Here is a 19,678-nt window from a genome sequence, read left to right as displayed (position 1 = left end):
TTTTATATCGAGTGTCTCGTCTTACTGATTCTGACTATTTCTTCAGGCCCAATGTACCACCAACGCGTTTTGCTGCTGGTTTATTTGGTCTGTTTGAATCTTGACTACGGTTTGCTGGCTTACCGCTTCTACGCTCGTTATTGTCGCGGTCTGTGCGATTGCGATCTGAGCTGTTTCGATCTGAATTTGAACGCTCTGAACGAGAGTTCGATTTCCAGTTCTCGGTGTTGCCGCCGCTTTCACTATTCGACGAATTACGACCACGCTTCGAGTTTGGCGCATGGCGGAATTCATCCGCGTTATTACCGCGATAGGTGCGAGTACGATTCTCGTTTTGATTACGTCGCGCTGTTGAGGTTTGATTTTCCTCACGGCTATCAAATAACTTAGCATCGGTTGCCTTGCGAATTCGCTGACCTTTTGCGTTCATTTTTGATGCATCTTCAGTACTCACTGAACCTTCGCACATCGCTAATATCTCAGCGATTTCTTCTTCACTCAGGTAGCGCCACTTTCCGTTTGGAATGCCATCAAGTGAGATGTTCATAATACGAACACGACGTAGTTTGAATACTTCATAGCCTAACGCTTCACACATACGACGGATCTGGCGGTTAAGGCCTTGAGTTAGCGTAATTCGGAATGAGAACTTAGTCTCTTTCTCGACATTACACGGCAAGGTAACGGTATCCAAAATAGGAACACCAGAAGCCATTTTCTTCAAGAATTCCGTCGTAATCGGCTTATCTACACGAACCACGTATTCTTTTTCGTGATTGTTACCTGCACGCAGAATCTTATTCACGATGTCGCCATCGTTGGTCAAGAAGATAAGGCCATCAGAAGGTTTATCTAGACGACCAATCGGGAAAATACGTTTGTGGTGGCCGATAAAGTCGACGATGTTGCCAGGAATATCACGCTCAGTCGTACAGGTGATACCTGTTGGTTTATTAAGAGCAATGTAAATCGGCTTCTCTTTTGAACGTACTGGCTTGTTGTCGATCTCAACATCATCACCTGGCAATACTTTCGTTCCCATCTCAGGGATCTTGCCATTAATAGTAACTCGGCCTGCATCGATCAATTTGTCTGCTTCACGACGTGAACAAAAACCAGTTTCACTGATGTATTTATTAAGGCGTTTAGCTTGGGATTCTTGTGACATGATATTCTCTTAGCGTTTCACAACGGAAATATAGATAAACAAAAAGCAACTATGGACAGTTGCTTTTACGTTTTAATTCGTTAACTGAGGCAATTTTAACACCTAGAGTGGGCTTCGGCACTAAATATCTATTTTCGGCACTAAATATCAATTGTGGTGTTCGATGTGCTTAGATGAATGTTCGAAGACGACGGCCTTTTTTTCACTAAGCTTCTGATGATTTAGCGAGTCCGTTTTTGGTGACGCTCTCTATTCTCTAGTTTTTTGTCATTACTCTTTCTGAGCATGACGTAAACGGCTCCAGTACCACCATGAAATTGCAGCGCTGAGTGAACGCATTGAACATCATTAATTTGCGATAGCCAATTGGCTACATAGCTTTTCATCATAGCAGGTGGATTTGAGCGCTCACCTTTACCGTGAACAATAATAACGGTGCGCACATCCATTCTTAAACATTGGCGTAAAAACGAAAGCACTTCGTTACGAGCATCTTTCAATGTTTTCCTGTGGAGATCGAGCTTAGCTTGAATTGGATATTTACCTAAGCGCAGTTTTTTGTACACGCCTTCTTGAACGCCATCTTTTTTATACGCAATAACGTCATCAGGTTTCAGCATTGGAGAGTAGTCGAGAGAGAGGTAATCTTTTTCGTCCTCAGACAGCCACATAGCCGCCTCACGCTTTGCAAGTTGAGACTCGGTAACTCGATGCACTTTTTGGTGCTCAGCGGTGTCATGGTCGATACGTTTCACATCGCCCATCATTTCTTGGAATAGATCTAAGTCGTCATCATGAGACATGGTGTTCATCTCAAGTTGTAGAAGGATAGGGTAAGTATACCTAAGTTGTGGCTGGGTTTAAAAATGAAAAAACCGGAGGAGACAAAAGAAGTCAACTCCGGTGCAAAGCGTTTTAACATTTATTTATCAAGGAAATGATACTTAAAAGTAAATGATTTAGGCTGAGCGATACTAGTGAGGAGATTTTTCAGTCATAACTTTGTATATGAAGAAGCCTCCATAAAACATCATGAGACCCAGAGCCCCGAATATTACTATCATTGAAGATAGCCCCACTGCATTACCAAATAGGAGTTCTAGCCAAAAGTCCATGTGTATACCTCAAAGTTATATGACATGGCTTAGTGTATTAAGTAGCGTTATCAATTCACTGATCTGGATCAATCCTGTTTCATAAGTTAAATACTTGTTGGTGAGTGTGTGTTTTTCGTCACATTAGCCGTTAGGTTGTACGTCTTTTGTTCGAACGATTCGATATTGTAAAAAAGAGTGAAAAAAGCCCTTGCGGATAAATTCAGAACCCGTATTATACGCTCCATCGACAGGCAATCAGCCAGTTAGATATCTCGGTGAATAGCGCAGCTTGGTAGCGCATCTGGTTTGGGACCAGAGGGTCGGGGGTTCGAATCCCTCTTCACCGACCACATTAAAGAAAGCCTGCTCACTGAGCAGGCTTTCGTCGTTCTAGAATGTAAGAAATAGGATTAGAACCCAAGTGGGGTTCGTCTGACATTTAAAATAAGCTCTTCACCGATTACATTAAAGAAAGCCGTAGCAGAAATGCTACGGCTTTTTTGCATTCTGAAATAGTAAAAATATCCACATGGTAAAGGGTGGGGGCTGGAATACCTGTCCCTTGGAAGCCAGCCGCGTCGAATTCCTCTTCACTGACCACATTAAAGAAAGCCTGCTCATTGAGCAGGCTTTCGTCGTTTAAGGGCATGGGAAAATGGAGTTTGAACCTAAGTGGGGTTCGCTTGATGTTCAAAATAAGCTCTTCACTGATTACATTAAAGAAAGCCGTAGCAGAAATGCTACGGCTTTTTTGCATTTCAGGATAAAGATAACCACTTGGTCAACGGGTTCGCCTGATGTTCAAAATATGCTCTTCACTGGCTACATCAAAGAGAGCCATAGCACTTTTTTAATAGACAGGGCTGCGGCTGTTTTGTATCTCAAATCATGAACATCGGCAGAAAGAGAGCTTATACCTGAGTTTGATGCTGCTAGTTAAGCAGTCTTGGTGAGTAGCCAGCCTAAAGGTGTTGTTGAAAGTATGGGCTACTGAACGAACTCACTAATAGCAATATTGTTTTTTACCCAGATAAGGGCTTGTAAGCGATTCTTGACCTTAATCTTTTTAAAGGTGTTATGTAAATGCGCCTTTACCGTATTCTCACTGACGTAAAGTGTGTCCGCAATCTGGGTGTTTGATGCACCATCACCAAGCAATTTAATGATCTGTTGTTCGCGCTTTGTGAGTTTTAAGTAATGTGGACTCGTTTTCGCACATTGTCTTTCTCTATAAAAGCGAATGTATTGGTAGATTAACTTCCGACTCATCCACATCTCGCCCTGTAAAATGAAGTTGAAACCAGATACGAGTTTTTCAAGCGTATCTGAAGCATAAAAAATACCTACGAGATACTGCCATTTTAGCATTTCAGAATGAGGGAAGTTGCTTGGGGTGTTTAGTAATACTTCATGAACGTCGTTATCTATGTCATCTCTAAGTTCTTGATATTTTTCAGTGTACTGTTTTGTCATTGTTAGGTAGTCAATAATGACCAAGTTCAAATTTGGGTTCTGTAATGATTTTGCGCTAAGCCTTTCTGGTGAAATGAGCTTGATGTCCAAATTAACCTTTTGTTCTATAGATTCTTTTAGCAGTGTTGATTGTAAATTATTTTCTGCTATTAAAATGGCTTTACGAGCCTCCTGCTTAGCCATGTGGAACTCCTTTTCTAAACTCATTACTTGAACTTTTAGGGTTATAGTTTATAGCACATATTGATTTTTCGCGAATTACGAAGGTGAATTATTCATGAAATTTATAGATATATTTAATAGTATCGCTGAAGGTAAAATATTGTCTGACTGAAGAGGTTGTTATTACTCTATTTTCTTTTTTTTAATGGGTTTATCGCACAGCTTGGGGTAATTTCCCAAACCTTGTCTTCGGGAGTTATATTTATCACTGCAGGGAGTTGATTCCTATTGAGAATTAGTCTGGTTGTCCCGCTGTTAGTATTCTGATTTAATTGGGAGTTAGTTCTTGTTCTTACTTGAAATGATGACATCATAGTATTATCAAAAGTTATTATTACATTTTCATTTTTTATCAAGCACTGTACTGAATTTAAATCAGAAGCCAATCCATTTAAATGGTAAGAAATAAATAAAACGGCGACTAGCGCCGTTTTAATGTATGCACTGGTATTCATATTAATTTTGGTAAATAATACCGACATTACCGTAAGCACCATTACCTAATACAACGGCACTATCATGTGATGTTTGCTCAACGGTAAATTGGTTCATATTGCTGTTTTGTAATTGAACAACTGCATCAGAATGGGAACCTGTTTGCAGAACGAATACTCTATTTCGATCACTGTTTACTAAATCAATATCGACATCGTTCAAGTCACCACCGCCGACGCTATTGTTAACAATCGTTTGGACATAGTTATCATCACCACTGATGTCAATTTCAACGTTATTATAGTCAACATCAGAATTACTGAACTCTGTATATGTCTCGTTTGAATCGCCATATATAGTCGTTTCAGCTCGGTTGTGGTCAGCTCCTCCAAGAGCAACTGATACTGAAATATTGTCATCACCCATTTGTGTAACTCGAAGGTCGTTACCAATAGCTAGACCACCTCCCGCAACTTGAACTCGAGCTTGGTTTGACTCGCCATTTTGATGGATAAGGGCGTCGTTATACCAACCTCTAAGTTGAACATGGGCCTCATTAAGATTACCACTTTGTTCAACAACCACATCGGATCTGTAACTTCGGTGCGTGTCAACTAATGCGGTATGGCCGTTTATAGTGCCCGCTGTATTTTGATTAATAGTTACATTAGCTCTGTCACCATTACCCATTTGCCAAAGTGCTGTGTTATCACTCGCTGTTGGTATCGTTACCCCACCAGCTGCTGCTGTAAGAGCAGCGTCAATTCCAAGATCTGTTGTACCTTCAATCACTCCAGCCCCTGGAGCTGAGGCTGGGTATGGAGCTGGCAAATCATCTGCGTGAGCTACATTTAACCCAATGATGGCACCGACTATAATTCCAATTTTTGTTAGTTTCATAAGTTGTATCCTTATACATTTCCATGTCGACGTTGTTGTTGCTTCACAGAGAAGCAACTTGAATCAAGCTTCCATACTGCGCGCTAATTTGCTTGATTGATGTGAATTCTCATCGAGCTAGATGCTTTTACTAAAGCAAAGTCATTGCCGTCTTGAGAAATTCCTAAATTACTTCCTCTGGATCCAGCCATAAATGCAGTATTATTGTTACCTTGTTGATCGATACTTAATTTACTGCCGTGCCTAGAGAAATTAGCTTGTCCAATAACTGCCAAATTATTACTTCCATCTTGGGAAATAAGCGCTTCAGAATTTATTCCGAGCTGACCAATGGCAGCATAGTTATTTGAACCATCTTGATCGATCAAGGCCGTATTATTTCGCCCAGATTGATCTATAAATGCGGAATTCGAGCCTCCGCGTTGTGTTATCTTCGCTCTGTTGTTCGCGGTAATACCAGGACTGCGTTGTTTTATTATTGCTGTTGAATCAGAAGCATTAGATATATTTATTTCTGAATAATTATCTAAATCTCCAGAAGAAAAACTTTCCAAATCGTTATAATCATTAATGATATCCTGACTAACATTATGTAAAAAATTCCCTTCTCTATCTGATGCGATAGCACTATTAAAACCTCCTGATAAAAAATATAAACAAGTTAAGCTGATAAGTGATGCTTTCCCAATTACCATCATCTTTACCTTAAAGTGTTCGTGATTATGATCCCTACGAAAATAAATTGCGTAAGGGAGTGAGTGAACCTCTGTCTTATCGAAATCCTAGGCTTTCAAATTACGAACAGCTATAAACTTAAAGTTGAAAATATTTAGTTGTTCATATGAAATTTAATTAGTATTTGATCGATTCCTGCCAACCTTAGTTAATCAATTCCCTTCAGTAATTAATTCGAAAGTTTATATATGCCACTGTAAGCATGAATTACGCTTTATTCAGTTTCAACGAATCACATTCTCATTTTGTAAACGGACTTTGAATGGGAGCACATATGAAAATCAAGCTGCTTACAGTAACTCTGCTTTCCTTTGCTCTTAACGCAGGAGAAAAGAGTCATGGTCTTGAAAGTGCTGCTCCTTTAGAAAATGGACAAAAACTTGAGGATTCGACAAATAATCTTAAGGAAAAATTCAATGACTTCAGCGAAGTCGATGGAATCATTGTGGACAGAACCATTACGCGGTTGGGAGAGGATTTCTATTTTTTCTTCTCACAATCGCTCAATGATAGTTATCCCGACCTTAAGGAAAATTTGACGGTAAAAGAAAGGCCAACGGCGTTATCAGGAAGCATCATAGAGGTTCAACACTCTAGAAAGCCGATCTTCCGTACGGCGTTGTCCCCTGGTCGTAGACAAGCGAAAGAACGCGCTGCCGATGCAACACGAGTGGTTGGGAATTACATTATCCGATGGCAAGCGGAACGGATCTTTCAGGACACTTACGATCTAGACCATGATGAATTTTAAGGAGCCAAGGATGTCGATATTTTTCAGAAAGGCTGCGCTTATTGCATTGCTCGCTTCGCCTTCGGTTTACTCGAGCGAGTTAGTTTATACGCCCGTAAACCCAAGTTTTGGCGGTAATGCTTTAAACAGCTCTCACCTTTTTAATCACGCTAATGCCATCAATGATTTTGAAGACCCTAGCGCTAGGGATATTTTTGATGAACAAGAGTCTGCATTAGATCGACTAGCTTCAAGTTTAGAGTCTCGACTGATTAGCCAATTACTTGCCGATGTAGGTAATGGAAACACAGGGCAGTTAGAAACTGATGATTTTTTCCTCAATATTGTGGATGACTCAGGGACTTTGTTGGTTCAAATCGTCGATAAAGAGACAGGGGAATCAACAGAAATCAGTGTCTCTGGATTAAACCCCGACCTCTAATCACAAGGATTGTGTTATGAAATCGATCATTATCGTCTTCTTGACCTTTGTGTTGGGAGGGTGCACTTACTCTATGCAAATTCCAGAGACTTCTGAAACGCCAAAGTTGATGCCGAGAGGATCAACTTATACGGACTTGATCTCATTACCTCAGCCTCGCGGTAAAATACTTGTTTCGGTTTATGATTTTAGAGATCAAACGGGACAGTATAAACCTCAGCCAAACAGTAACTTTTCTACAGCGGTACCACAGGGTGGAACGTCTTTACTGACTACGGCATTGATAGATTCCCAGTGGTTTGTTCCTCTAGAGCGTGAAGGGCTCCAGAACTTGTTGACGGAACGTAAGATCATTCGTGCTGCTCAGAAAAAAGATAAGGTAGTGAACAATCATGGAGCCGACTTAACATCGTTGAGCTCTGCGAATATAGTTATTGAAGGCGGTATTGTTGCTTATGACTCTAATATTGTTACAGGTGGGGCTGGTGCGAAGTATCTTGGCATTGGTGGCTCAGGGCAGTATAGAACCGATCAAGTGACGGTTAACTTAAGAGCCGTTGATGTAAGAACAGGGCAAGTTTTGCTGAGCGTTACGACATCCAAAACCATTTCCTCACATGAAATTGGCTTCGGTGCTTTTCGATTTGTTGATTACAAAGAGTTACTCGAAGTTGAAATGGGTTATAGCCACAATGAACCAGTTAACATAGCAGTCATGTCGGCTATAGATGCGGCTGTGATCCACTTGATCGTTAAAGGGATGAAGCGTGGAATGTGGTCGCCAGGTGACCCCAATGCAATCAGACATCCAATTATCGCCCGCTATTTAGCGGCAGATACCGACATCCTTTAGTCAAACGAGTAAGCAGCAAAATAGGGCTATGCGGAAAACGGACTTTTCCCTTAGCCCTGTTTTTTTAACCACTCAAATGTTCTATTTCACATCACAAGTGATGCTCTTGATTGGCGTCTCTGAGGTAACAAAGCAAACATACGCCTCAACAGGGTTATTTGGACCAATTCGAATGTAACCTGCTTGTACTTCATCTTCGTTAAAAGTCACCGAGTGAGAGTTACCCGTCTTGCCATCGTAAAAGCTTGCTTCAAAATTACTATTCATTTGGCTTGCGATACGGTTGCGTGTTGTAGACGTCGTGAACGTAATACTTGCACATCGCATGGGTGGCTTCTCAGTAATCAGAAACTGTCCGCTTTCTTTATCTAGCACGCCGCCTTTTGTATCAGGCTGAATGTCTATTGGTTGGAATTGTTCGATCGTACAAGTTTCTTTGGCAGACGCTGCCGTGGGCATCAGGGTCGCGAGGGCTAAAGGTAAAGCGAAGAGCACTGGTTTCATGAGAACAACACCGTATATAAAAAGAGCGAAAGATAATAGCACCGTTATGGGGCGATTAAATGTAATGATTCGGTTATTAGGTAATGGTTATATTATGAGAAAGTCATGGCATCGAATTGAGCTAGCTGTCTTCGTTAACCTCGAATTGACACTGGGCTTGTTGGCTTTGTGATTGTTGAGTGACATTGAAACCTTTCTCTTCTAATAACTGCAAAAGGTTACCTTCGCCAATCAGGTGTAAAGTACCGACGACCAGCAAGTAGTTCCCTTTCGAGTCAAGTTTCCAATCATTGGCGGAGAGTTTGTTTGCCCAATCGACGTTGCGATCCGTCAAGAATGCTTTCTCAAGCTCTGTTGGCATTTCAGACAGTTTCGCAAACTCTTCAAGCTTCGCTACATCACCCGCTTTCCAGCTCTCAATGAGGCAATGAACCACACGATCAGTTTGGTCAAATTCTTCAAGGCTACTGACTAGCCACTCTTTACCGGCATCTTTTTGTCCTGCGATGAGGTCTATTTGAAATTGTAGAGCCTCTAAACTGATGACGGGAACATCCGCAATTGTTGCTTTATAAGCGAGTGTGGCATCAACACCGCCAGCCGAACCGTAGCCAAGTTTCTTCAACTGCTGCATCTGTATCGATAGAGAGGTTGCCCAAGGCGGTGAGCTAAGTAGTTGCTGAGTTGGCATATCTAGAGACTTTGAGATGCTCGTTAATAATTGTTTTTGTTGTTTGTTTAATACATCACCCGTGGTCACTGTGGTCGTGGGATACACCACGCCTTCTGTCTTTCTTATATCCGTCTCGACAATTAATCCGTCGCTCTGTTTTAACGTGTCAGTGATCTGTGCGGGAAGCGGGTACATACTCTCATCCCCAACGTGCACAGAACCTAAGATAGTGAGGGTCAAATCCTCTTTCTTTGCTTGCCAATAAAGGGGTTCGGCGACCGCTTGCTTTGCTGAAAAGGCGAGAGTGAGTAACGTAAGGTACAAGAAAGTGCGCAAAGAGAGCTCCTTTAGAAAGAAATAAACTCGTTAAAAAGGGTTTTGACGGCGTTTTTTAACGGTTTTTTTTGAGAACGATGTCACGTTGTTTATACGAAAAGTATAACAACACGAGCAAACTCTAAAACTTTTCTCTCTGCGAACGACACGATTTTATGAAATCCGTTAAAAAGATTGTGATTCATTTCTCAATTTTTACGTCAAAATAAAACTGACGGAAGTGCCGTCGATCCTAACTTAATGATTTTTATGTAATTAATTTTATCGCAAATTTTGAGATTTGAAGCTGATCACTTTATTAACTTGATTTAATTCACGGTAAAAAATAAGCCCATATAGTTTATCTAACTTTCGAAGCGCTCCACTTAGCTTCTGACTCAATTTTTAAATTTATGGGTGAATACGATGTTGAAGAGAAACTTACTATCTGTAGCGGTACTGGCTGGTTTGACGGGTTGTGCTGTAACGCAAGCACCTGAGCAACAGGTTGTTAATGCACTGGCTGATAACCTTGATGTGCAATATGAAATTCTAACCAATCACGGTGCGAATGAAGGCATGGCTTGTCAGGATCTAGGTGCTGAGTGGGCATCATGTAATAAAGTGAACATGACCCTAACCAATGACGGTGAAGCGATTGATTCGAAAGATTGGACTATCTACTTCCACAGTATTCGCCTTATTTTAGATGTTGATAACGAGCAATTTAAAATCACTCGTGTAACGGGTGACCTACACAAACTAGAACCTACAGATAAGTTCGATGGTTTTGCCGCTGGTGAAGAAGTGATTCTTCCGTTAACGAGTGAGTACTGGCAACTGTTTGAAACTGACTTTATGCCGGGTGCATTCGTAACTGCGCCAAACGCAGAACCTAAGATGATTGCTTCATTGAATACTGAAGATGTCGCGTCGTTCGTAACAGGTTTGGAAGGAAACAACCTTAAGCGTACACCTGATGACAACAATGTCATGGCAACCGCGGTTACTCGCTTTGAAAAGAATGCTGATCTAGCAACGCAAGACGTTTCAACAACGCTTTTACCAACCCCAATGTTGGTAGAAGCGGGCGAAGGTTCAGTGAGCATTGCTGGTGGTATTGCATTACCGAAAGAGGCATTTGATGCTGAGCAGTTCGCTGCAATTGAAGAACGTGCAGATGTGGTAAACGTAGATGTGAGTGGCGACCTACCTGTTAGTGTTGCCGTTGTTCCTACTCAGTTTACGGGTGATTTAGCAAAATCTGGCGCTTATGAACTAAGCATCTCGGAAGAGGGGATTGCGATTAAAGCGTTTGATAAAACAGGTGCTTTCTACGCCGTTCAGTCTATTTTTGGCCTAATAGACAGTCAGAACGCTGAATCACTACCACAACTGTCGATCAAAGATGCACCACGCTTTGATTACCGTGGTGTGATGGTGGATGTTGCTCGAAACTTCCACTCAAAAGATGCCATCCTAGCAACGCTAGACCAAATGGCTGCATACAAGATGAATAAACTGCACCTTCACTTAACGGATGATGAAGGTTGGCGTTTAGAAATCCCAGGTTTACCAGAGCTAACGGATGTAGGGTCTAATCGTTGTTTTGATTTGGAAGAGCAAAGCTGTTTACTGCCTCAGCTAGGTTCAGGTCCAACAACAGACAACTTTGGCTCTGGTTTCTTTAGTAAAGCGGATTACGTCGAGATCTTAAGCTACGCAAAAGCGCGCAGCATCGAAGTAATTCCAGAAATTGATATGCCAGCACATGCTCGTTCTGCTGTGGTATCAATGGAAGCGCGTTACACTCGCCTAATGGCGGAAGGCAAAGAAGCTGAAGCAAGTGAATATCGCTTGATGGATCCACAAGATACTTCAAACGTGACGACTATTCAGTTCTACGATAAGCACAGCTTCATCAACCCATGTATGGAATCATCGACTCGCTTTGTTGATAAAGTGATTACTGAAATTGCAGCAATGCACAATGAAGCGGGTATGCCGCTAACGACTTGGCACTTTGGTGGTGATGAAGCGAAAAACATCAAGCTAGGCGCAGGCTTTCAAGATGTTGATGCTCAAGACAAAGTGGCATGGAAAGGTAACATTGAGCTAGACAAGCAAGACAAACCATTCCAACAGTCTCCACAATGTCAGTCTTTGATTGCTGATGGTTCGGTGAGTGATTTTGGTCACCTGCCTGGCTACTTTGCAAAAGAAGTATCAAAAATTGTTGCAGACAAAGGCATTCCTCACTTCCAAGCTTGGCAAGATGGCTTGAAGTATGTGGAAGAGGGTGAATCTGGCTTCGCTACTGAAACGACTCGCGTTAACTTCTGGGACGTTCTTTACTGGGGCGGCACTTCATCAGTGTACGATTGGTCAGCGAAAGGTTATGACGTGATTGTCTCTAACCCAGATTACGTATACATGGATATGCCATACGAAGTAGACGCAGCAGAGCGCGGTTACTACTGGGCAACGCGCGCAACGGATACTCGTAAGATGTTTGGCTTCGCACCAGAAAACATGCCACAAAACGCGGAAACATCATTAGACCGTGACGGCAATGGCTTCACTGGTAAAGGCGAGATTGAAGCAAAACCTTTCTACGGCTTGTCTGCACAGCTTTGGTCTGAAACAGTACGTACCGACGAGCAGTATGAATACATGGTGTTCCCTCGCGTACTTGCAGCAGCAGAGCGCGCATGGCACAGAGCGGATTGGGAAAACGACTACAAAGTGGGCGTTGAATACTCTCAAGATACCGACCTAGTAAATAAGCAGTCTTTAAACAGCGACTTTAATCGCTTCGCGAATATTGTTGGTCAACGTGAACTGGCTAAGCTTGAGAAAGCTGGCATTGATTATCGCCTACCAGTACCGGGCGCTCAGGTTGTTGATGGCAAGCTAGCGATGAACGTACAATTCCCAGGCGTAGAGCTGCAATACTCTGCTGATGGTGAAAACTGGTTAACGTACGATGAGCAACAACGTCCTTCGGTTTCAGGCGAAACTTACATCCGCTCTATCTCTGAAAGTGGCGAGAAAGTAAGTCGAGTAACGTCAATTAAATAATTGATAAGCAACATTAATAGAAGAGCTCCCTCGTTATTATCTTACTCAAGGTAAAAAGTGGGAGCTCTTTTTGTTTAAGGCGAGTTAAGTCTTTCTCTTAAACAGAAACATATAGAAACCGTCTTTGTTTATATCGTCAACAATGCACATAAGGTGAGTTTCGTCGCAAAAGTGACGGGCTTCTCATTATTCTCTTCAAAAAATAAGTCTCCTATAAAAAACTCTAAATCAAATGTGATTGAACTAACTGAATCTAATTTTGCGTCGTAAAATAATGTGATCTTGATCTGTATGTTTTTGCGTCTTGAGTTTTTTATCAATTTTTATGTTTTTAAGTATCTGATTTTAATGTGTTAAATAACTTGTTCTTTTTTGATAGTGAGAGAGATCACTCTGCTTGTTCTTTTATTTTGAAACGCAAATTAATTCGAGCAACATAGATTTCATGCCAGGGAGGCTACCAACTACTCAAGCGGTGAAGGTGAATGATATACCGAAGATATGCCGCTGAAAAAATCAAACTAAGGCAGTTTACTATGAAAAAAATTATCGCTCTAAGTGCTCTTTCTCTTGCTTTCGCTTCTAGTGCTTTCGCTGGTTCTTCTTACGTAACAGGTAACATCCAAATTCACGATGACGGCCGTATCCACGGTTCTGATATGACTTCTACGTTAGAAGCTGGTCACACGTTTGACAACTCTCTAGGCGGCTTCACGGTTTACTCTGAGTTTGATGGCATCCAACTGGGTGAGCTTGAAGGCCTGACTTCCGCTGAAACTGGTGGTGCACCAACAACAGGTAACAATACTCCGGGCATCACTGTCGGTGGTGAGCAATCTTTCAACATTACTGACAAATTATGGGTTGCAGCTGGTTACCAACACCTATTCTCTGCGGGTGAGAGCATTCAGTTCCGTCCACTAGTTAAGATTGGTTACAACTTCGATAACGGTATCTCTATCAGCAACCGTACTCGTGCACACATCGATGATACTTCGGCTAATGCTGACACAGACTACCGCATGGATAACCGCATTGCTTACACAGTGAATGCTGACCTAGCACTTAGCTACAACAACGTATACATGATTGATGCAGAAGCGATGGACCACGAGCTACGTGCAACATGGACTCGTCAAGGTGTTCAACCTTACTTTGAGTTCCGTAGCCAAGCTAACGGTGTAGATTTCGCAAACGGTGCTTCTAAGCAGAACAACGCATTCGTATTCGGTGCTTCTTACGGCTTCTAAGCTGATTCACTTGGCTGTTTAGTTAGCCGAGTGAGCTTCTTTGTTAAATAGCTTTTTTGTTGAATAACTTCTTAGCTAATTAGCGAGGGGAACATAGCGGCACTAACAGCCCGGTTGGTGCCGCGACAAGATTTGCTTTACTGTCCAAAAGCAAAGAGCCTAGCAAGTAAACCACAGTCTTGGGTTTGCTTAATGCTAGGCTCTATTTTTATTGCTGTTCGCAGGTCTATTTACGCCCTATTTCCCGTTGTAATGACGGTATTCAAACACCTGACCTTTCTCGTTAAACGCATAAACAGAATACTCGTCTTTCTTATCGCCATACTCCATGCCTGGCGAGCCCATTGGCATGCCTGGAACCGCCAAGCCAATCGCATTGCGTGGTGGGTTTTCTAAAAAGGCTTTCACGTCCTCCGCTGGAATGTGCCCTTCAAATACGTAACCGTCGATCTCTGCCGTATGGCAAGAAGCCAGCTCTGGCGTTACTCCTAACTTCTGCTTGATAGGATTCATGTCATCGTGGAGCTTCTCTGTGACATCGAAACCTGCGTCTTGCATGTGTTCTGTCCATTCTGTGCAGCAGCCACAGTATGGAGACTTATGGTTGAGAACATCAGTAGCGAGAGCTTGTCCTGAAATTGCAGCGAGTGCAGTAAGAGTCATAACTTTACGAATCATGGTTAACCTCATGAATATGGTTTTTGTTGATATTAGAATGAGTGGGTTTGAACAGTCTTAATCTGTTGGCATTGCTGACTACGGTGATTGATGACATCGCCATCGCAGCGCCTGCAACGACAGGGCTAAGCAGAAACCCGAAAAATGGATAGAGCACACCAGCCGCAATTGGAATACCAAGTGAATTATAGATAAAGGCACCAAAGAGGTTTTGTTTCATGTTTCTCACAGTCGCTTGGGAAAGCTCAATCGCGTTACTGACCGATAATGGCGACGAGTTGAGTAGTGTCATTTGCGCACTTTCAATCGCCACATCGCTGCCGCTACCCATTGCTATGCCTATATCTGCTTGAGCAAGTGCAGGCGCGTCGTTAATACCGTCTCCGACCATGGCAACACTCTTATATTGCTGTTGCAGTTGAACAATGTGTTGAGCTTTCTGCTCTGGTAGTACTTCCGAGATAACCTCATCGATACCGACGCTTTTACCTATTGCTTGAGCAACAGAATCGTTGTCGCCCGTTAATAGCACGGTGTGAATTCCGGCGGATTTTAGTTGAGCAATGGCTTGTTTGCTATCTATTTTTAATGCGTCTGAAATGCCAAATATGCCTTCCAGTTTTTGATCGATTACAACGAAGATGGGTGTCCATGCTTGTGTACGACAAAGCTCGATAAAGTCGGCGCCAATGTCTGTATTGATGCCGAGTTGGGTGAGGTACTTAAGAGAGCCTACTTGAACGTTCTTGCCGTTAATTATTGCTTGTACTCCAAGCCCACGTTGGTTTTCGAACTCGCTATGAGGTAGCGCTGAAACTTGTAAGTTCTCTGCATATTGGCAAACGGCTTTCGCTAGCGGGTGTTCTGACCCTACCTCTACCGAATAGGCGTAAGCCAGCAGTTCTTGCTCTGATAAATCGTCATAAAAGGCTTGCTGAACGGTTGGCTTACCTTGAGTTAGGGTGCCTGTTTTATCAAACACGACAGCATCGATTTTGCTTGCAGATTGCAGTACATCGGCATCTTTGATCAGAACCCCAAACTCTGCTGCTTTGCCAACGCCGACAGTAATTGAGAGTGGTGTCGCTAAGCCTAATGCGCATGGGCAGGCGATGATCAGCACTGTGGTTGATACCACGAGCATATAACTGGCACTCGGTTGTGGGCCAACAAAAAACCAAACTAAGGCAGCAGTTGCTGCGATCGCGACCACAACAGGGACGAAAACGGCAGAGATCGAATCAGCGAGCTTAGCAATCGCAGGCTTGCTGCTTTGTGCTTGGCGAACCATCTGAATGATTCGAGCCAACATGGTGCTTGAGCCTATGCCGGTCGCTTCAATGATCAGGCTGCCATCACCATTAATGGTGCCTGCTGAAACGCCATCATTAATCGATTTAACGTTAGGAAGCGGTTCGCCAGTCAGCATTGACTCATCGATATAAGATTCGCCAGATACCACGACACCATCGACAGGGACTTTTTCTCCCGGTTTCACTCGAACTTGCATACCGACTTGAATGGCTTCTACAGCGATGGTTTGCTCTTTGCCATCGACGATAACCACCGCTTTTTGAGGCTGTAAGTTTATCAGCGCCTGCAAAGACTTAGTGGTGCGTGCTTTGGCTTTGGCTTCAATGTAGTGACCCAAAGAGATAAGGCCAACAATCATGGCGCTCGCTTCAAAATAGACATGGCGCGATGGTTCTGGGAACCATGATGGAATTAGCACAACCAGCATTGAGTAGAACCACGCGGCGCCAGTGCCTAAAGCTACTAGCGTATCCATCGTTGCGCGTTTGTGCATCAGTGATTGCCAAGCGTTAGTGAAGAAGCTGCGTCCTGAAGTCGCTAGCAGTACCAAACAGACAACACCGATTAAACCCCAAGCCAATTGGTCGTTAAATGTAGCAATGGTCATGCTGCCACCAAACAGACCCCACGCCATCAGTGGAGCACCGATAAGCAGCGCGCTTACTGAATTCTTTAGGAAAGCTTTTTGGGTACGAAGTTGTTGCTCTTGCTGTTTTTGTTGTTGAGTCGCCGCGTCATCAACGAACTCTGCACCATACCCTGCGGTTTTTACGGATTCTATTAGCGCGCTTTCGATGACGTCTCGTGTTTTAGAGGTGAAGACTAAGGCTGTCTGTTCAGCGAGGTTGATCTGAGCTTGGTCGACGAACTCATTCTTTTTCAACGCTTTCTCTACCGAAGAAACACAACTCGCACACGTCATTCCCTCAAGAACAAGGTGATAGGTATATTGGCTAGCAGCAGGTTTATTTGGTGTCGGCTCCACTGGCGCTGTTTTTTTATCGTCTTCTGAATCTGAATTAGATAAAGGCTCATTAACCTCAGAGTAGGAAGCCGCGTGATAACCTACGCTTTCGATCAACTCAATAAGCTCGGATTCTGAAAGCAGAGTAACCAATGACAATTCATGTTTGCTGATTTCTAGCTCTGAGATTTGCTCGGTTTGTTCAAGTGCTTGAGTCAGCTTGCTCACGCACTTACCGCAGCTAAGACCGGATAACGAAAGGTGCAGCTTATTGCCCATGCTATAACCAAGCGTCGCCAACTGTTCACTGAGTAGAACGTAATTAATTGGAGTCGAAATATCGATGTATGTCGGCGATATATCATTGATCGTCGTATTGTCGAGTTCGCCAAACAGTGTGCGAACTTTCTTCGCACAACCCATGCAATTTAGGCCGTTGAGCGCGGTTGTGTAATGGTTCATATCGATACTCCAATTCTCATCTACGCCTAACATAAACCTTCCCGTAAGGGTAAGGTCAAACATAAATTCAAGAATTTGATCTTAGTGGCATATGAATGGGTGGGGTACGTTGATGAAATAAGCGGGAGTTAAAGAAAAGCGTGGCTATAATTTATTGGCTCAGGCTATAGATTTGCTACATCGAAGCTGAATTTGGCCTTTCTACAGTGGCTTTCGCACAAGATCCGCGCATTAATCATTCACTACTGATTGTAGATTTAAGCGGTGGTGATAAAATAGCGCCCAAAATTTAGTGATATTTGGCTATTACAGACTTTGTATTAGACCCCACTAAAAGAATCACCTACATAATCAAGGTATTTAAATGACGGTTAAAACTCGTTTTGCTCCTAGCCCAACTGGCTATCTTCACGTTGGTGGTGCACGTACTGCACTTTACTCTTGGCTATTCGCTAAGAACCAAGGTGGTGAATTCGTTCTACGTATCGAAGACACGGACCTTGAGCGTAACTCTCAAGAAGCGGTTGATGCAATTCTAGAAGGCATGCAATGGATGGGTATGGAATGGGATGAAGGTCCTTACTACCAATCTAAGCGTTTTGACCGTTACAACGAAATGGTTGATAAGCTACTTGCTGAAGACAAAGCATTCAAATGCTACGCGTCTAAAGAGCTGCTTGACGAAATTCGTACAGAGCAAGAAGAAAACAAAGAAATGGCTCGTTACGATGCGAACCACCCTAAAATTGTTGCAGCAAACGAAGCAGCGAAAGAAGGTGATGCGTGCGTTATCCGTTTCCGTAACCCTAAAGAAGGCAGCGTAGTATTTGATGACCAAATTCGTGGTCGCATTGAAATTTCTAACAGCCAACTTGATGACCTAATCATTCGTCGTACAGACGGTGCTCCAACTTACAACTTCGTAGTGGTAGTGGATGACTGGGATATGGGTATTACACACGTTGTTCGTGGTGAAGACCACATCAACAACACACCTCGTCAAATCAACATCTACGAAGCACTAGGCGCGCCAGTTCCAACTTTCGCTCACTGTGCAATGATTCTTGGTGATGACGGTGCGAAACTTTCTAAGCGTCACGGTGCTGTTTCTGTAATGCAATACCGCGACGAAGGTTACCTACCAAATGCACTGAACAACTACCTAGTTCGTTTAGGTTGGTCTCACGGTGACCAAGAGATCTTCTCTCAAGAAGAGATGATTGAGTTCTTCAGCCTTAAAGCCATCAGCAAGTCTGCATCTGCATTCAACACTGAAAAGCTACTTTGGTTGAACAACCACTACATCAAGACTTCTGAGCCTGAGTACGTTGCAAAATACCTGCAATGGCACCTAGACGCACAGAAGATCGATACAACAAACGGCCCAGCGATCACTGAAGTGATCAAGCTAGTTGGCGAGCGTTGTAACACACTTATCGAACTTGCTGAGCAGTCTCGTTACTTCTACGAAGACTTCTCTGAGTTTGAAGCTGGCGCAGCTAAGAAGCACCTACGTGGTGTTGCTAAAGGCCCACTAGAACTTGCTCTTGCTAAGGTTGAAGCGCTTGAAGATTTCACTACTGCAAACATCAAAGATGGTGTGATTGCAGCGGTATGTGAAGAGCTAGAGATCGGTATGGGTAAAATCGGTATGCCACTTCGCGTAGCAGTAACTGGCGGTGGTCAGTCTCCTTCTGTTGATGCTGTGATGGAGCTTGTTGGTAAAGAGCGCGTAATCGCTCGCATCAAGATGGCTCTTGAGTTCATCGCAGAGCGTGAAGCTAACGCTTAATTGAGTATTAGTTAGATTGAAAAAAGGGTCAGTAACTTGGTTACTGACCCTTTTTATTTGTTTTGAGCTTGGTTGATTAAAGCTTGTTCTATTAAAGCTATGTCGATTCGAATTTGGCTTCGCGTTATAGCTTGTCGTCGGAAATCATTTGAGTCGCTTGCGCGGCTGTTTTCTTATCGAACAAGATATCCATCATCGCTTTGATGCGTTCCATATCGTCGCCAAACTTAGAAAAGTTTCCGCTGTTTGGCGCTTTAAATTCGACATTGCCTACGCGTTGTTGATCTTGATAAGCCGAGATCTTAGCGTCTGCCACAAAGGTTCTGAAATCCCAGCTCCAACGAGAGACATAATCGAGCGTAATATCTTCTGGGTTATGTTCTGAACCGTCCGCAACGACTTTACATTTAACTTGATTATTCAGACACCAATCGAGCATTGAATCAAGGAAGATGCTGCGAGTTTTCACGTCTTCCACGATAGTAATATTTTCAACGTTGTTTGCATCTGGAAGTGCATTGCCCGAGTATTTTGGAGCACTACAACCTGCCAGTAACACGACAACAGCAACAGCTAGCCAGTTTTTCATT

Annotated in this window: 18 protein-coding genes and 1 tRNA gene; 7 read left to right on the top strand and 12 right to left on the bottom strand. The window is 43.0% G+C overall.

What is annotated here, in order from left to right:
- Positions 1 to 34 precede the first annotated feature (34 nt).
- The 3 genes from rluF to OW495_RS16175 all read right to left on the bottom strand — a co-directional run bounded on the left by rluF (position 35) and on the right by OW495_RS16175 (position 2,283).
- Positions 35 to 1,168, bottom strand: a complete 1,134-nt coding sequence (gene rluF / locus OW495_RS16185; protein WP_102308209.1) for a 23S rRNA pseudouridine(2604) synthase RluF — start codon at positions 1,166 to 1,168, stop codon at positions 35 to 37.
- A gap of 221 nt (positions 1,169 to 1,389) precedes the next feature.
- Positions 1,390 to 1,971 carry a DNA endonuclease SmrA gene (gene smrA, locus OW495_RS16180; RefSeq protein ID WP_102514086.1) on the bottom strand — a complete coding sequence of 194 codons (582 nt, stop codon included), beginning with the start codon at positions 1,969 to 1,971 and terminating at the stop codon, positions 1,390 to 1,392.
- Between the two features lie 171 nt (positions 1,972 to 2,142).
- Positions 2,143 to 2,283 (bottom strand): DUF3149 domain-containing protein, encoded by a 141-nt coding sequence (locus OW495_RS16175; protein ID WP_004736246.1) that lies wholly within the window; start codon positions 2,281 to 2,283, stop codon positions 2,143 to 2,145.
- Between the two features lie 255 nt (positions 2,284 to 2,538).
- On the opposite strand from OW495_RS16175, the gene OW495_RS16170 reads away from it, so the two are divergent.
- Positions 2,539 to 2,615 (top strand) — tRNA-Pro (locus OW495_RS16170).
- A gap of 110 nt (positions 2,616 to 2,725) precedes the next feature.
- On the opposite strand, the gene OW495_RS16165 is transcribed toward OW495_RS16170, so the two are convergent.
- The 4 genes from OW495_RS16165 to OW495_RS16150 all read right to left on the bottom strand — a co-directional run bounded on the left by OW495_RS16165 (position 2,726) and on the right by OW495_RS16150 (position 5,993).
- Positions 2,726 to 3,022 (bottom strand): hypothetical protein, encoded by a 297-nt coding sequence (locus tag OW495_RS16165; RefSeq protein ID WP_133153982.1) that lies wholly within the window; start codon positions 3,020 to 3,022, stop codon positions 2,726 to 2,728.
- 230 nt (positions 3,023 to 3,252) lie between these two features.
- Positions 3,253 to 3,921 carry a LuxR C-terminal-related transcriptional regulator gene (locus tag OW495_RS16160; RefSeq protein WP_065104939.1) on the bottom strand — a complete coding sequence of 223 codons (669 nt, stop codon included), beginning with the start codon at positions 3,919 to 3,921 and terminating at the stop codon, positions 3,253 to 3,255.
- A gap of 495 nt (positions 3,922 to 4,416) precedes the next feature.
- A complete protein-coding gene (locus OW495_RS16155) occupies positions 4,417 to 5,295 on the bottom strand; it encodes a curlin (protein ID WP_102514082.1) in 879 nt (292 codons plus the stop codon).
- An 83-nt stretch (positions 5,296 to 5,378) separates the two neighbouring features.
- Positions 5,379 to 5,993, bottom strand: coding sequence for a curlin subunit CsgB (locus tag OW495_RS16150; protein WP_226974776.1), 615 nt, complete (start codon positions 5,991 to 5,993; stop codon positions 5,379 to 5,381).
- A gap of 311 nt (positions 5,994 to 6,304) precedes the next feature.
- Here OW495_RS16150 and OW495_RS16145 point away from each other — a divergent pair, with 311 nt between their 5' ends.
- The 3 genes from OW495_RS16145 to OW495_RS16135 are packed head-to-tail and all read left to right on the top strand — an operon-like array spanning position 6,305 to position 8,055.
- Positions 6,305 to 6,781 (top strand): curli production assembly/transport protein CsgE, encoded by a 477-nt coding sequence (locus OW495_RS16145; protein ID WP_065104935.1) that lies wholly within the window; start codon positions 6,305 to 6,307, stop codon positions 6,779 to 6,781.
- 10 nt (positions 6,782 to 6,791) lie between these two features.
- Complete coding sequence (locus OW495_RS16140) at positions 6,792 to 7,202, top strand: curli assembly protein CsgF (RefSeq protein ID WP_017110171.1); 411 nt, start codon at positions 6,792 to 6,794, stop codon at positions 7,200 to 7,202.
- Positions 7,203 to 7,218: 16 nt separating this feature from the next.
- Positions 7,219 to 8,055: a CsgG/HfaB family protein gene (locus OW495_RS16135; protein WP_017110170.1), complete on the top strand. Its 837-nt coding sequence runs from the start codon at positions 7,219 to 7,221 to the stop codon at positions 8,053 to 8,055.
- Between the two features lie 81 nt (positions 8,056 to 8,136).
- Here the strand turns inward: OW495_RS16135 and OW495_RS16130 are convergent, their stop codons facing one another.
- Positions 8,137 to 8,559 carry a hypothetical protein gene (locus OW495_RS16130; RefSeq protein WP_102514081.1) on the bottom strand — a complete coding sequence of 141 codons (423 nt, stop codon included), beginning with the start codon at positions 8,557 to 8,559 and terminating at the stop codon, positions 8,137 to 8,139.
- A gap of 121 nt (positions 8,560 to 8,680) precedes the next feature.
- Positions 8,681 to 9,568, bottom strand: coding sequence for a TraB/GumN family protein (locus OW495_RS16125; protein WP_289887421.1), 888 nt, complete (start codon positions 9,566 to 9,568; stop codon positions 8,681 to 8,683).
- Between the two features lie 405 nt (positions 9,569 to 9,973).
- Between OW495_RS16125 and OW495_RS16120 the strand changes: the two genes are divergently transcribed.
- Positions 9,974 to 12,628, top strand: coding sequence for a beta-N-acetylhexosaminidase (locus tag OW495_RS16120; protein WP_102514079.1), 2,655 nt, complete (start codon positions 9,974 to 9,976; stop codon positions 12,626 to 12,628).
- Positions 12,629 to 13,164: 536 nt separating this feature from the next.
- Positions 13,165 to 13,878, top strand: coding sequence for an oligogalacturonate-specific porin KdgM family protein (locus OW495_RS16115; RefSeq protein WP_048615708.1), 714 nt, complete (start codon positions 13,165 to 13,167; stop codon positions 13,876 to 13,878).
- Positions 13,879 to 14,115: 237 nt separating this feature from the next.
- Here the strand turns inward: OW495_RS16115 and OW495_RS16110 are convergent, their stop codons facing one another.
- Positions 14,116 to 14,556, bottom strand: a complete 441-nt coding sequence (locus OW495_RS16110; RefSeq protein ID WP_041472752.1) for a DUF411 domain-containing protein — start codon at positions 14,554 to 14,556, stop codon at positions 14,116 to 14,118.
- Entirely contained in the window at positions 14,546 to 17,329 is a 2,784-nt protein-coding gene (locus OW495_RS16105; RefSeq protein WP_289887419.1) for a copper-translocating P-type ATPase, read from the bottom strand. Before OW495_RS16105 ends, OW495_RS16110 begins: the two co-directional genes overlap by 11 nt.
- 331 nt (positions 17,330 to 17,660) lie before the next feature.
- Between OW495_RS16105 and gltX the strand changes: the two genes are divergently transcribed.
- Entirely contained in the window at positions 17,661 to 19,088 is a 1,428-nt protein-coding gene (gltX, locus tag OW495_RS16100; RefSeq protein WP_099166231.1) for a glutamate--tRNA ligase, read from the top strand.
- 124 nt (positions 19,089 to 19,212) lie between these two features.
- Here the strand turns inward: gltX and OW495_RS16095 are convergent, their stop codons facing one another.
- Complete coding sequence (locus OW495_RS16095) at positions 19,213 to 19,677, bottom strand: Sbal_3080 family lipoprotein (protein WP_102361609.1); 465 nt, start codon at positions 19,675 to 19,677, stop codon at positions 19,213 to 19,215.
- Between the last annotated feature and the right edge of the window lies 1 nt (position 19,678).

The sequence above is a fragment of the Vibrio sp. 14N.309.X.WAT.E.F5 genome (assembly GCF_030397615.1).
GTDB classification, from domain to species: Bacteria; Pseudomonadota; Gammaproteobacteria; order Enterobacterales; family Vibrionaceae; genus Vibrio; species Vibrio lentus.
The sequence above is the reverse complement of the archived record's forward strand: the minus strand, read 5'-3'. Positions and strand labels throughout refer to the sequence as shown.